The sequence below is a fragment of the Ralstonia flatus genome (assembly GCF_958439105.1).
In the GTDB taxonomy this organism is placed as follows: Bacteria; Pseudomonadota; Gammaproteobacteria; order Burkholderiales; family Burkholderiaceae; genus Ralstonia; species Ralstonia flatus.
On the sequence record NZ_CAUDLI010000008.1, the window covers coordinates 14,909 to 29,344 of the forward strand.

Consider the following 14,436-nt stretch of genomic DNA (forward strand, 5'->3'; position numbering starts at 1 on the left):
CTTAACATGCCAACCGCTATGATTTCGCGGTTATAGACCGGCACTTTTTACAATCTGCGCGCCCTCCAGCGGAGCAGGTTCCAGCAAGTCGCCGGCCCCTCCAGTCTTGCCGACGATTCCTCCATGAAGCTCACACGCAAGCAGATCGCCGTTGGTGCGGTCGCCCTGGTCGTTGCCGGCGCGGCGGTGGTGCAGATGGTCTGGCACCCGTTTGGCCGCACGCGCGCGCTGCACGCCCGCCAGGTCCAGCTCGACCTGACCTATCCCGACGCCCTCATCGACAGCCAGAGCCTGTCGCAACTGCCGCGCGACGTGCTGCGTGTGCCGCTGCTGCGCGACGTGCTGACCGAAGATTTCGTCGCCTATTACGAAGGCAACGAAGACCGCCTCTCGGTGGCCGGTGCGCTACGCCGCCTCGCGTACGAGCAGAAGCTCGACCTGGCCGAGACCGTGCTCAAGCACGTGTTTGACGAGCCCGCGCGCGTGATGCTGTGGCGCGGCCCGGACGACAAGCTGCGCTACTGGGTGCTCTCGATGCAGCGTAACGGCCTGGCCAAGGCGCTGGAAGCCGTCGCCACCGTAGCGACGAGCGATGCGCAGCTCAGCAAGGTCGCCGATGGGCTGGGCGATTCGGGCGCGCCGGTCTATGCGCTCAGGCTTTCAGCCACGCGTTCGATCCTGATTGCCAGCAAGGGCGACCGGCTGATCGCGCTGTCCGAGCCCGGCATGCTGCTGGACAAGGACGGCAAGCCGATCTCCAAGCAGGCGAACGCGCTGGCGGCGCTGTTCTCCGACGATGCCGGCAAGCGCAATGTGCAAGGCACGGCGTACGCGCTGCCCGCGCAGGAACCGACGGGCCATCACGTTGTGGTGAGCGCCAACTATCTGTCGTTCGGTTATCAGCAATACTTCCCCGGCATTGAGGCGCTGCGTTTCGACTTCGGTGCGGGCAAAGACGGCGGGGGCAATGGCTGGCAGAGCGCCGCACTCATCGACCCGGCCCGGCTTTCTGCCAAGTGGGACAATGCCGGGCTCTGGCGCGCGCAGCCGTCTGACCCTGCCGCGTGCGCGACGCTGCCGGTCGACTGGAAGGCCGCCGGCACGCTGCTGAAGTCCGTGGCGGGCGACGCCAAGGAAATCAGCGACGCCGCCGCGCATGTCGGCGATGCATTTGCGGGCCCGGCGGCTGCGTGCTGGTACGGCAAGTCGTCGCTGGTGGCGCCGTTGTTCGTGGCGAAGCTGGCATCGGCGTCGCAGGCCGAGGCGGTCAAGCCGGCGCTCGGCGCGCTGTTCGGCCAGATTGTCGGTTCGTACGAAGCCAAGGCGCAGGCCGACGACAAGTCCGGTCCGTACAAGCGCCTGCCGGTGACGACAAAGCAAGGGCCCGCCAACGCCACGCTGTGGCAGCGCCCGGTCAGCGCGCGCTACGGTACGGCGCAATCGGCTGGCGCACCGTTTGCGGCGCAGCTGTCGGCGGATCGCTACTTCCCGGTCACGCTGGCCATTGCCGGCGATGTGGTCGTGTTCTCGCCGGACGCGCGCCTCGTTGAAGACGCCCTGGCGGTGCTCGCCAAGCGCTTCCCCGCCGTGGCAGATAGCCTGCCGAAGGACAAGACCGATCGCATCGTCCTGACGATGACGCCCGCGTCGCTCGCGCCGCTCGTTCGCCGCGAAGCCGGTGCCGCGCTGCCCGCCGATCAGGAAGCGGTGTTCCTGAACGCTGCGCAGACGCATCTGTTTCCGAAGCTCAAGGCGTTGTCGCGATACGCGCCCGTGTCGCTGGCGCTGGATGGCGGTGTGCCGTCGGCGCGCGGCTGGGTGCCGGTGACGTGGCTGTCGAGCGGACGCGGCCTGCCGGCCGGCGGAGATGGTACGCCGCCGCCAGCTGACGCAACGGCAGCGCAAGCCCCATCGGCCGATGCGCCGGCCACAGCGGCTGGGGCGCCCGCCTCCGAAGACAACGCCAGCACGCAGCAATGACGTTGCGCGCCCAGGCCGCCGCGTTGAACCGCCGCCGTTGGTTGACGGCGGCTGGCGCCTGCCTGCTCGCTCCGTCTGTACATGCGCTGTCGGGCTGGGCCGACACGGCTCCGGCGGATGCCGATGCCCTTACGGCGGACCAATCGAGCGTGTTTCGCGCGTGGTTCGTTCGCATCGTCAACGAGCAGCTCCGCCAAGGCCCGACGCCGCGCTGGACGCACCGCGACTGCGCCGGCCTCGTGCGCTTTGCCGCCGGCGAGGCGCTGCGCCCCCACGACGCCCGCTGGCTGCGCGCCAACGGCATGCGCGATGCGGAATCCACACGGCAACTGCCGCCCGAGCTGAATCTCACGCCCGCCCAGCGCACGCTCACGCAGCGGTGGGCACGCTTCGATGGCAGCACCGGCGCGTATGTCTCGGCGCTGGGGCTCATCCAGCAGAACAGCCGCTTCATCGCCAAGGACGTCAATCAGGCGCTCCCGGGCGATCTGCTCTTCTTCGATCAAGGCGACGACCAGCATCTGATGATCTGGATGGATCGCTACATCGCTTACCACACCGGCACCGTCACCCGCACCGACAACGGCCTGCGCGCGGTCCCGGTTTCTGAACTGATGCAATGGAAAGACTCGCGCTGGCAGCCGCAGAGCGGCAACCCCAACTTCATCGGCGTGTTTCGTCTGGCCTTTTTGACACGGTAGAAAAACTCATGCGCAACCGTTGGCTGTCGTTCAATCTCGTTGCCGCCGTCTGCGTGACGGTGCTGGCGTTGGTCGCTTCGGTGCCCGCAGCGCACGCGGCTGACGCGCCGGAAGGGCCGAACCCAACGCTGTTCGACGTACCGGGCAGCGGCTACGAGCCGATCAAGGGGCAGCCGTTCTTCCTGCTCTCGGATGCGAGCTACGGCACCGATCAGGAAGCGCTGGTCCGCCTCGAAGCCCCGGGCCGCGAATACAAGGACGAACTCTCCCGCTACGGCGGCGCAGACATCCTCGTCTACCGCGTGCCGCAGCCGCTGGAGTTTCTGAAGGCGCAGAAGAACCTGCACCGCATCGACGTCAAGGCCAACTACACGGGCGAAGGCCTGGCCAACACGCTCGCCTATCTGTGGGACAACTGGACGCGCCAAGCCCGCCGTGCCTGGCAGCGCGTGTTGTCGTTCGCCACACGCAGCAAGGCCGTGGAGACCGCGCCGCAGTTCAGCATGGGCGACCAGATGACCGCGCCCACGCGCTTCTCGAACAACCCGCAATACGCGCCGCTCAAGGGCTACGAGCTGCTGGGCCGCTTCCGCTACCCGATCTGGGATGCCAAGCCGATCGCGCCGCCCAAGGACGTGAAGCTCGAAGGCAGCAGCAGCGAATGGATGCCGCAGAACGCCGGCAACGTGATGATCCCGGTCGGCAAGCTGCCGGCGGGTCTGTACATCGTTGAAGCCGTGATTGGGGCGTACCGTGCGCACACGCTGCTATTCGTGTCGGACACCGTGGCCGTCACCAAGGGCACGTCGCAAGGGATGATGGTGTGGACGGCCGAGCGCAAGAGCGGCAAGCCGGTCAGCGGTGCATCGGTGAACTGGACCGACGGGGTAGGCGTGCTGGCCTCCGGCACCACCGAAGCGGACGGCACGGCCGATCTGCGTCACGTGTCGCCTGAACGCAGCTACGTGATCGGCAGCGACCGCGCGGGCGGGGTGTTCATCTCCGAGAATTTCTATTACGACAGCGAGATCTACAACACCAAGCTGTACGCCTTCACCGATCGCCCGCTGTATCGGCCGGGCGACGAAGTGAGCGTCAAGTTCATCGGCCGCAATTTCAAGAACGCGACCGAATCGACGGTGCCGGCGGCCGGCGACATCAAGCTGCAAGTGCTCGACCCGAACGGCGCGCCGGTGGCTACGACGACCACGCGCCTGACGGGCGAGACGGGCGCTGACGCGCGCTTTACGCTGCCGTCCAACGCGCCGGCCGGCGGCTACTCGCTGCGCTTCGACTACAACGGCGGCACCTACGGCGGCGCCTTCCGCGTGGCTGAATACATCAAGCCGCACTTTGACGTGAACCTGTCGCTCGACAAGGCCAGCTACGGCACGGGCGAAGCGGTCAAGGGCAAGATCAGCCTGCGCTATCCGGACGGCAAGCCGGTCAAGAACGGCAAGGTGTCGGTCAGCCTGCGCGCGCAGCAGGTGACGATGGTGGAAGGCGAGCTGCGTTACGCGGGCCTGTTCCCCGTCAAGCTGGAGCAGCAGGAGCTTGTCACCGATGGCGACGGCAACGCCAAGCTGGAGCTGCCCGCCGCCAAGGAACCGAGTCGCTACGTCGTGACCGTGTTTGCCAACGATGGCGCGGCGTACCGCGTGAAGGTCACGCGCGAATTGCTGATCGCCCGTGGCGCGACACCGTACAAGCTGTCGACCACGTCGAACTTCACCACGCCGGGGCAGAACGTGTCGTTCACGCTCACGCCGATGCCGGTGGTGGGTGGCGCAAGCGGTGCGAGCGCGCCGCCCGCGAAGTGGGACCTGGTGCGCCTGGAAACGCGTACACGCACCGAAGGCACGCTCGCCCCGGATGCCAAGGGCAACGCCACGTTCCCGGTCAAGTTCGACCAGCCGGGTTCGTACACGCTGTCGGTGCGTGATGCTGCTGGCAACCTGCTCGCCGCATCGAGCCACTGGGTGGCCGGCGACGGCGTGCAGACCGTGCCGGGCAACATCGAGATGGTGTTCGACCGCGATCGCTACCAGATTGGCGACACGGCCGAAGCGCTGATCACGTTTCCCCTGCCGGTGGACGACGCGCTGCTCACGCTCGAGCGCGACAAGGTCGAGCGCCACGCGCTGCTCACGCGCGGTGGCGAATGGCTGAGCCTGCAGAAGGTCACGCCGTCGCAGTACCGCGCGCGCATCAAGATCGGTGCAGAGTTCGCGCCCAACATGACGTTCTCGGTGCTGTACGTGCGCGACGGCGACATGGTGTTCCAAAACGCCGGCATCGTCGTCACGCAACCGACGCTGGACCTGGGCGTGCATGCGGACAAGGCCGTCTACGCGCCGGGCGAGACCGTCACGCTGGACCTGACCAGCGCGCTGGCGGGTAAGCCTGTGCCGGCCAACCTGACCGTCTCGGTGGTCGACGAAATGATCTACGTGCTGCAGCCTGAAGTGGCGCCGAGCATCGTCGACTTCTTCTATCACCCGCGCCGCAACAGCGTGCGCACCACGTCGAGCCAGAGTTTCATCAGCTACGACCTGGCGCTCGCCTCGCTGCCGGGCAAACCGGGCGGCACGTATGGCCGTCACAACGAGCGCGGCGTGAAGGTGCTCGAACGCCCGCGCCGCGACGAGAAGGACACCGCTGCCTGGGTCGCCAACCTGCAGACCGGCGCCGATGGCCGTGCGCGCATGACCTTCAAGATGCCGGATTCGCTGGCGCGCTGGCGCATCACGGTGCGCGCGGTGTCCACGACCGGCGCATCGGACGGCATCGTTGGCCAGCGCACGGCGAGCATCCGCTCCGACAAGCCGCTGTACCTCAAGTGGACCGGCCCGCAGCGCTTCCGCGAAAGCGATCAGCCGCGCCTGGACATGGTCGCCTTCAACCAGACCGACAAGGACATCACCGCCGACTGGATCGTCTCGGGTGCTGGCCTGAACATCAACCAGCGCGTGACGCTCAAGCGCGGCGCCAACTACCTGCGCGCGCCCGTCACGACGCTGCAGGCGGGTGTGGTCAATGCCGAGCTGAAGCAGGACGACAAGGTGTCGGACCGCCTGCAGACCACGCTCAAGCTGGATGCGACCGGCTGGCTGGCGGACCGGGAAAACGTCGTCCCGCTTACGCAGTTGCAAGGCACGCGCCTGCCGCTGGGCCTGCCCGCCGATGCGCGCGACGTGCGTCTGCGCGTGGTCGGCAACACGGCCAGCCAGTTTGCTCGTGTGGCGGATGATCTGATCGAATATCCGTATGGGTGCGCGGAGCAAACCGCCAGCCGCCTGATCCCGCTGGCACTGGCCCAGCAGAGTCTGGCGGCCACTGGCACGCGCCTCGGCGACGGCGGCCCGGCCGGCACCCAGGGCGTCGACGCGCTGCTGCGCACGCAACGCCAGCGTCTGGCACTGCTGGCGGGCACCAACGGCACCTTCGGCTGGTGGGGCGTGCTGACCACCAGCAGCGCGCTGATCACGTCATATGCCTATTACGCGGATTGGCTCGCCAGCCGCTCGGTCGGCATCAGCCTGCCGGCAGACAACTGGAAGCAGGTGCTCGAAGCCTACAAGCGCACCAGCCAGAACGAGCCGCTGCTGCACCGCGCGCTGGCGCTGTGGTTTGCCAACGAGATGGGCTTGCCCGTGGCGACGCCGCTGTCGGGCGTGGCGAACGAGCTTGCACCCAGCGGCGGCAAGGCCGCCAAGGCGTCGGCCGACGCCGACCCCGCCGCGGGCGACAGCCTGATCTTCGTGTCGCCGGATTCGCCGCGCGGCCGTCAGGTGGCGACGGTGCTGACGGCACAGCTGATGCGCCAAGTCGGCCAGCCGGTGCCGGAAGCGCTGGTCTCCGCTGACATCGCGGCGCGCAACGCGTTGGCTGCCGACAATTCCCCGCTGGTGCAAAGCCTGCTGCTGATGGGCGGTGGCCGCTCGGCTGCCGACCCGGCACCGCTGCTGGCCCGCGCCAGCGCCGCCATGCCGACGATGGACCGTGCGGTGGCGCTGGTCTGGCTGCAGAAGGGTTTGGGCGGCCTGCAAGGCGCCGGCGTTGCCACCATCCAGCCGGCCGTCTCGGCGGGCGGCTGGCAGGCGACGCGCTCGCCGGTCGGTGTGCCGACGTGGCGCTGGACCGGCGCGCAAGCCCCCGCCGCGCTGGACCTGACGACGGCGCCGACCGATGTGACCACGCAATCGGCCATCGTCTCGTACCGCAGCCGCGCGGCCGAGGCCTCCAAGCTGCCGATCACGGTGGAGCGCAAGCTGTACCGTCTGGAGCCGATCGATTCGGCACCGGCCAAGCCAGACCCGAAGGCGCCCAAGCAGCCGGCGGCCGACGCCAGCAGCAGCGGCATCGCCTTTACCGCCAAGCCGGTCAAGCCGGGCGACACGCTCGACAGCAATGCGCTCTACGTCGACGAGGTCGTGCTGACGCCGCGTCAGGGCACGTACCGCTACGGCCTGGTCGAGGTGCCGCTGCCGCCGGGCGCCGAAGTGGAAGCCACCACGTGGGGCATCCAGATCGACGGGCTGAAGGGTGAGCCGAACGAAGGCAACGGCGCGCAGGCGTTCGAGCGCAAGGCCGCGTATGAAATGGGCCAGCTCTCGTACAACCAGCCGGTGCCCGCGCTGGAGCGCCCGACCGTGCTGCGCCAGCTGGTGCGCTTCTCGCTGCCGGGCCGCTTTGCGCTGCCGCCGGTGCGCTACTTCCGCATGTACCAGCCGGAAGCCAAGGCCTTCCAGGGCGACGGCAAGACGGCCAGCTATCCGTTCAAGGTGGAGTGATCGGCGATGCTTTCCCGCCTGCTCGCGCGTGGTGTGCTGACCGGCCTGCTCTGGGCTGGCGGCGCGTGCGCGCTTGGCGGGCAGGCTGGGCACGCCATCGCCGCGCCGGTTGGCCAGCCGATTCCGCCACTGAAATATGCCGCGTTGCAGGGCGACGACGCCAAGCTCTGGCAGTTCAGCGCTGACCCGGCCGGCGGCGTGCCGCAAGCCACCGCGTTGCCGCGCGACACCGAAACACCGCTCGGCAGCGTCTGGAAGCTTTTCGTCTACAGCTACCTCGTCTCGCGCCGCCTCAGCACGCCCGACTACACGTGCCACGGTAACGACCCCGAAGAGGTCTACTGCTGCACCGCCGGCAACAGCATCGACCGCGAGCGCGCGCTCATCCAGTCGTGCGGACGTTATTTCGAACCGGCGCGTCTCGGGCTGGACCGCGCGGATTGGCGGCGCTTCTGGCAGCAAGCCGGGTCGCCCACGTGGCTGCGCGAGCTGCGTGCCATGCAGCCGACGCATCGCGTGCCGGTCGCCGATCTGCTCGCCGCGCTGCGCAGCGTTCCGGCCGATGGGCGCGAAACGGCTGCGCAAACGCTCGTCTCTGTGCTGACCGTCGGGCGTGGCGAGGGCACGGTGTCGGACTTCGGCGGTCTGCTGCGCGCCAAGACCTGGACCATGCCCGACCCGCAGCGGCCCGGGGCGTCGATCGGCGGGGCAGCGGGCTGGCTGGCCGACGGCACGCCCGTCTGGCTCGGCGGTGCCGGGTCGAGCAACCAGGTGCTGGCCGCTGCCGCACCGCGCTTGACGCCGCTGATCGAACAGACGCCCGTGCCCGACGACGATGCCTGTGTCGTGGTGGACTTCTTTGCGCGCTATCCGATTCGCGAGGTGCGCGACGCCAGCGGCAAGCCGGTCGCCGCCGGTCGCCTGGAAGGCCGCTACGCCGTGCGCTTCGTCAACGGCAACACGCTGCCGATCGAGAGCCGGGGCGAGTTGACGCTCGCGCGCCCGAACAACGTGCCCGTCATTACCGGTCGTCTGGGCATGAACGATTACGTCGCGCGCGTGGTCGAGCGCGAAGGCGAGCTTGCCGAGCCCCAGGCCGCGCGTGCGTTGGCCGTGGCGGCGCGCAGCTACCTCGTGCAGCACGCCTCGCGTGACAAGGGCTGCTACCGCATCGCCGACAGCTCGCGCACGCAGCGCGTGCTGCCGCGCCCGCCGCAGGCCGCTGCGCGCAACGCAGCCGAATTTACCGACGCGCTCGTCCTGACCGGCCAGTCCGTGCAGTACCACGGCACCATCAGCGCGCGCGGCCAGATGAGCTGGACCGCGGCGCGCGCCGCCGCGCAACGCGGCCAGGGGTTCGACGCGATCCTCGCGCAGTGGTGGCCGCAGGCGACGCTCACGTCGTTCCAGAGCCCGGTGGCGGGCGATTGCGCGCCGGTGGCGGGTGCGCAGCAGTGGCTGCAGGCGCGCGCGCCGGGTTGGTCGGCCCGCCTGGCTGCCGAGCCAGGCTACGAGGCGCCGCCGCTGCCCGCCGTGTGCGTCGTGCACGAGGGCCGGCCGTACGCTGATGCACGCCGCAACCGGCTCTACGTGCACCGGCTCGCGACCGAGGAAGACCGCATCGCGCTGACGCACGAATATCTGCACCTTGCCTTTGCGCGCCACCCGCGCGGGCAGGACGAACAGTTTGTCGAGGCGATGGCGCGTCGCCTGATCCGAGGGGAGGGTTTGCTGTGAAGAGTGGGATGACGCGCTTGGCGCTGGGCACCGTTGCGCTGCTGCTGGCCGCTTCGGCGCTGGCTGAGCCGGTGGCCGATCTGGAAGGGCCGATCGGCGGCTGGCGCAACAGCAAGCTGACCAACGAGCTGGAGCAATACACCGCGGCGTATCCAAAACCGCCTGTGGACCGTGGCGCGCAAAAGTACCGCACGCTCATCGCCGGGCGCATCCGCGCGGCCGGCAAGCAACGCCGCCCCCCGGTGCTTGTCGTCAACGGCAACGCCATGCCGCTGTATGGCGATGGCGACGGCCGCTTCGCCCGCCCGTGGGCGTTCGGCCCCGGCTCGAACAGCGTCGAAATCGTCAGCGCCGACGGGCAGTCGCGCCAACGCCTGCAGTTCTACGAGGCCGACACCACCAAGACGTCGGCCAAGCTGCGCGCCGTCCTCACGTGGGACGACCCGCGCGCCGAGGTCGACATGCACGTCATTTCGCCGATTGGCGATCACGCGTTCTGGGCGCAACCGCTGTTGTCCGACGGCGGCGGGCTCGACGTGGACAGCGTCGACGGTGCCGGGCCCGAGATCTTCTCGACCGCCGCGCCGCGCCCAGGCGTCTGGCTGTTCTACGTGAACTACTGGGGCAACTTCAACGCCGGCGGCTACAACTTCGACGAAAAGGCGCACGACCGCGATCTCATCACCGCCCAACTGACGCTGATCTATAACGAGAACACCCCCAACGAGCGGCGCGAGTTCGTCAGCGTGCCGCTGCGCAAGATCGGCGAGCTGGCGCTGATGAAATCGATCCGCTTCTGACGTGACCCACATGACGCCTTCCATTTTCCGTCTCGCCGTCGCCATTGCGCTGGCCACGTTTGCGGCCGCGGGCAGCGCGCTCGCGCAAACCGACACCGGCAATGTCGAGATCGCCGCGCCGCTCAACGGCTGGCGCAATTCGGCGGGCGACGAATCCCGCTACACGCAGGACGTGCATTACCCGGCGGTGTCGGTGTCCACGCCGCAAGGGCAGGGCGTGGCGTCCATGATCGCCGGGCGCATCCGCAACCAGCCGAAGGCGGCCGCAGCAACCGACGAGAACAAGCCGCGCCGCCGCCGTGGCGCCGATGGCGCGTCGGTCGGCACGCTGATCGTCAACGGCGTGGCCATGCCGCAGCGCATCGAGGCTGACGGCACGTTCTCGCGTCCGTATGCATTCGGCGCGGGCAGCAACAGCGTCGAGGTGCGCAGCGCGCGCGGTGACGCCAAGCGCGTGCAGTTCTACGACAGCTACACCGGCAAGCAGCGTCCGCGTTTGCGCGTGGTCCTCGCGTGGGACACCGACGGCACCGATCTCGACCTGCATGTCATCTCGCCCGACGGTCAGCACGCCTGGTACGGCAACCGCGTAGTTGAAAATGGCGGCGCGCTCGACGTAGACGTCACCACCGGCTACGGGCCCGAGATCTATTCGAACCCGGCGCCGGTGCCCGGCACGTACCTCGTCTACGTGAACTATTACGGCAGCGGCAACGACCGCAGCGCAATCACCACCGCCACCGTCACCATCATTACCGACGAGAACACGCCGTCCGAACGCCAGCAGACGTTTGTCGTGCCGATGCGCAAGGCCGGCGATCTGACGCTGTTACGCAGTTTCACGATGAAGTAGCCCACACGATTCCGGAGTCGCCATGGACACCCAGACCGTTGCCGCCTACGACGCGCTCGCCCAAACCTTCGCGCAGGAATGGCGCGACCAGCCGGCGCCTGAAGACCTGTACGCGTTGCTGCGCCGCGAGTTCAAGGCAGGCGGTGCCTCCGCCGACATCGGCTGCGGTGCGGGGCGCGAGGTGGCGTGGCTCAACGCCAACGGTTACCCGGCGGTCGGCTACGACGCGTCTGCCGCGCTGCTGGAAGCGGCACGCGAGCAATATCCGGGGCTGTCGTTCCGGCAGGCGCTTTTGCCTGAACTGGTCGGCATTGCCGAAGGCGCGTTCGACAACGTCATCTGCGAGACCGTCATCATGCATCTGCCGCCCGAGCAGATCGGAGCGGCGGTGCGGCGGCTGGTGTCGTTGCTGCGCCCGGGCGGCACGCTGTATCTGAGCTGGCGCGTCACGCCCGACGCCGACCAGCGCGATGGGCGCGGCCGGCTGTTCACGTCGTTCGATGCGGCGCCCGTGCGCGAGGCGCTGGCCGGCACTGAAGTGGTTTTCGACGAGGCGGCCGTTAGCCAATCGTCGGGGCGGACAATCCATCGCATCGTTGCGCGCAAGGTCTGACCGCAGCGTTTCCGACAATCCGACTGTCCTGATTGACCGTCCCTCGGCGGGGTTTGTCACAATAGCGGTTTCGCCCAGCCCGCGCGTGACACCGCGCGCACCCGCCGTCCCGATGTACGACTCTCCCGCCATAGACCACGCGCTGCAGGCGCTGCCCGAAGACACCGCCGCCGCCACGCATGCGGTGCTGCACGATGTGTTCGGCTACAGCGCCTTCCGCGGCCCGCAGGCGGAAATCGTCGCGCACGTCGCCGACGGCGGCGATTGCCTCGTGCTGATGCCGACCGGCGGCGGCAAATCGCTCTGCTATCAGATTCCGGCGCTCGTGCGGCACCGCCGCGGGCAGGGCGCCGGCATCGTCGTGTCGCCGCTGATTGCGCTGATGCAGGATCAGGTGGCCGCGCTGGAAGAGGCGGGCGTCCGCGCCGCGTATCTCAACTCCGCGCTGACGGGCTCCGAGGCCGCGCAGGTCGAGCGCGATCTCGCGGCAGGGCGGCTGGACCTCGTCTACGTAGCGCCCGAGCGGTTGATGACGCCGCGCTTTCTCGAGCTGCTTGAGCGATCGCGCATCGGCCTGTTCGCCATCGACGAAGCGCACTGCGTGTCGCAGTGGGGGCACGATTTCCGGCCCGAGTACATCCAGCTTTCCGTGCTGCACGAGCGCTTCCCGCACGTGCCGCGCATTGCGCTCACCGCCACGGCCGACGCCGTCACGCGCGACGAGATCATCGAACGGCTCGCGCTCACGGGTTCCCGCGTTTTCCTCTCCAGCTTCGACCGCCCGAACATCCGCTACACCATCGTCGAGAAGGACAGCGCGCGGCAGCAGCTGCTGCGGTTCATTCGCGCCGAACACATGGACGGCGACACCTGCGACGCCGGCATCGTCTACTGCCTGTCGCGCAAGAAGGTGGAAGAGACCGCGCAGTGGCTGGCCGAGCAGGGCATCCGCGCGCTGCCGTATCACGCCGGGATGGATTCCGAAGTGCGCGCCCGCCATCAGGCGATCTTCCGCAAGGAGGAGGGTGTCGTGATGGTGGCGACCATCGCTTTCGGCATGGGCATCGACAAGCCGGACGTCCGCTTCGTTGCGCACCTCGATTTGCCCAAGAGCCTGGAGGGCTACTACCAGGAGACCGGCCGCGCCGGCCGCGACGGTCTGCCCGCCAACGCGTGGATGGCCTACGGCTTGGCCGACGTGGTCCAGCAGCGCCGCATGATCGACGAGTCCGATGCGGACGATGTGCACAAGCGCGTCTCTACCGCCAAGCTTGAAGCGCTGCTTGGCTTGTGCGAAGCCGCAACCTGCCGCCGCGTGGCGCTGCTTGCGTACTTCGGGGAAAGCAGCCAGCCCTGCGGCAACTGCGATACGTGCCTCACGCCGCCGCAAACCTGGGATGCCACGCGCGAGGCGCAGATGGCGCTGTCGTGCGCATACCGCGTCCAGCAAGCCAGCCGCGTGAGTTTTGGCGCGGGCCAGCTCATCGACATCCTGCGCGGCAACGCCACTGAGCGCATCAAGCAGTGGCATCACGAAACGCTGTCCACCTTCGGCATCGGAAGCGATCTGTCCGAAGCCGCTTGGCGCAGCGTATTCCGCCAATTGGTCGCGCAGGGTTTGTTTGCGGTGGACCACGGCGGCCATGGCGCGCTGATCCTGACCGACGCGGCGCGCCCCGTGCTCAAGGGCGAGCAGCCGGTGATCCTGCGCCGTCAGGCCGAGAAGGTACGCGGCGCGTCGTCATCGTCTACGAAGAAGGAGCGTCGCGCCGATCCGGCCGCCGAGCTTTCCACCGAGGCGCAGGTGCGCTGGCAGGCGTTGCGGGCCTGGCGGACGCAGGCCGCGCGCGAGCACAGCGTGCCGGCGTATGTGATCTTCCACGACGCCACGCTCGCGCGCATTGCCGAGACCGATCCGGATTCGCGCGAGGCGCTCGGCGAGCTGCCGGGTATCGGCATGGCCAAGCTGGACCGCTACGGCCAGGCGCTGCTCGACGTGCTGGAGAAGTGCCGCGAGCAAGCCTAGGCGGACGGCGGCAATGGCCCCATCACGCCGGTGCGGCTCAGGTGATCGCCCAGGAAATCAACAAACGCCCGCACCTTCGGCAGCAGATGCACGCGCTGCGTGAATACGGCGTGCAGGGGCACCTCGCGCGCTGTGTAGCTCGTCAGCACCGCCTGCAGCCGGCCGGCCGCAATATCGTCGCGCACGAGATACGCCGGCCCGAGCGACACGCCGAGCCCTGAACGCGCCGCCTCGCGCAGCACGAGGCTGTTGTTGGCGAGCATTGAGCCGGTGACGTGTGCGACGTGACGCTGGCCGGCAGCGTCTGTCAGCACCCAGTCGTACGGCCCGTCGTAGTTGGCGTAGACGAGGCAGTTGTGGTCGCGCAAATCCTCCGGCGACTGCGGAATGCCCCGCTCGCGAAAATACGAGGGCGCGCCGTAGATGGCGTGCGCGCAGTCCGCCAGCCGCCGCGCCACCAGCGACGAGTCCTCCAGCATGCCGATGCGGATCGCCACGTCGATGCGCCCGGCGACCAGATCCGCGTAACGGTCGTTCATGTCCAGATCGATCTGCACGGCGGGGTAGCGCGCCTGGAAGGCGCCCAGCAGCGGCGCCAGCAATGTCACCGCAAACGAGGCCGGCGCCGACACGCGCAACGTGCCGCGTGCCTCATCGCGCAAGGCGCTCACGGCCTGCTCCGCTGCATCGACGAGCGCCAGGCCTTCGCGGCTTTTCTCGAAGAACGCCGCGCCCGCTTCGGTGAGCGACAGGCGCCGCGTCGTCCGTTGCAGCAGCCGCGTCTGCAACCGCGCCTCCAGCCGCGCAAGCGCTTTGCTGATCACCCCGCGCGACATCCCCATCGCATCGGCCGCCGCCGACAGACTGCCGCGCTCCACGACCTGCACGAAGACCACCACGTCAGAAAGCCGATCCATATTTGCGCGCGTATGG

At 68.5% G+C, this 14,436-nt stretch carries 9 protein-coding genes; 8 read left to right on the plus strand and 1 reads right to left on the minus strand.

The window, feature by feature from the left end; all coding sequences use genetic code 11:
• Positions 1 to 123: 123 nt before the first annotated feature.
• The 8 genes from R2676_RS17770 to recQ all read left to right on the plus strand — a co-directional run bounded on the left by R2676_RS17770 (position 124) and on the right by recQ (position 13,503).
• On the plus strand, positions 124 to 1,980 hold the full coding sequence (locus R2676_RS17770; protein ID WP_206274142.1) for a DUF2138 domain-containing protein: 1,857 nt from the start codon (positions 124 to 126) through the stop codon (positions 1,978 to 1,980).
• The gene (locus R2676_RS17775; protein WP_062739625.1) at positions 1,977 to 2,681 is read left to right on the plus strand and encodes a DUF1175 domain-containing protein; all 705 of its coding nucleotides are present in this window, start codon (positions 1,977 to 1,979) and stop codon (positions 2,679 to 2,681) included. Before R2676_RS17770 ends, R2676_RS17775 begins: the two co-directional genes overlap by 4 nt.
• 8 nt (positions 2,682 to 2,689) lie before the next feature.
• On the plus strand, positions 2,690 to 7,474 hold the full coding sequence (locus tag R2676_RS17780; protein WP_206274141.1) for an alpha-2-macroglobulin family protein: 4,785 nt from the start codon (positions 2,690 to 2,692) through the stop codon (positions 7,472 to 7,474).
• A gap of 6 nt (positions 7,475 to 7,480) precedes the next feature.
• On the plus strand, positions 7,481 to 9,211 hold the full coding sequence (locus R2676_RS17785) for a YfaQ family protein (RefSeq protein WP_316857418.1): 1,731 nt from the start codon (positions 7,481 to 7,483) through the stop codon (positions 9,209 to 9,211).
• Positions 9,212 to 9,219: 8 nt separating this feature from the next.
• Positions 9,220 to 10,011, plus strand: a complete 792-nt coding sequence (locus R2676_RS17790; protein ID WP_316857417.1) for a YfaP family protein — start codon at positions 9,220 to 9,222, stop codon at positions 10,009 to 10,011.
• 10 nt (positions 10,012 to 10,021) lie between these two features.
• Positions 10,022 to 10,864, plus strand: coding sequence for a YfaP family protein (locus tag R2676_RS17795; protein WP_206274138.1), 843 nt, complete (start codon positions 10,022 to 10,024; stop codon positions 10,862 to 10,864).
• A gap of 22 nt (positions 10,865 to 10,886) precedes the next feature.
• Positions 10,887 to 11,477, plus strand: a complete 591-nt coding sequence (locus R2676_RS17800) for a class I SAM-dependent methyltransferase (protein ID WP_206274137.1) — start codon at positions 10,887 to 10,889, stop codon at positions 11,475 to 11,477.
• A gap of 112 nt (positions 11,478 to 11,589) precedes the next feature.
• Positions 11,590 to 13,503: a DNA helicase RecQ gene (gene recQ, locus R2676_RS17805; protein WP_206274136.1), complete on the plus strand. Its 1,914-nt coding sequence runs from the start codon at positions 11,590 to 11,592 to the stop codon at positions 13,501 to 13,503.
• Here recQ and R2676_RS17810 read toward each other — a convergent pair.
• Entirely contained in the window at positions 13,500 to 14,420 is a 921-nt protein-coding gene (locus R2676_RS17810; RefSeq protein ID WP_206274135.1) for a LysR family transcriptional regulator, read from the minus strand. The two genes, recQ and R2676_RS17810, sit on opposite strands and share 4 nt — an antisense overlap.
• Positions 14,421 to 14,436 lie beyond the last annotated feature (16 nt).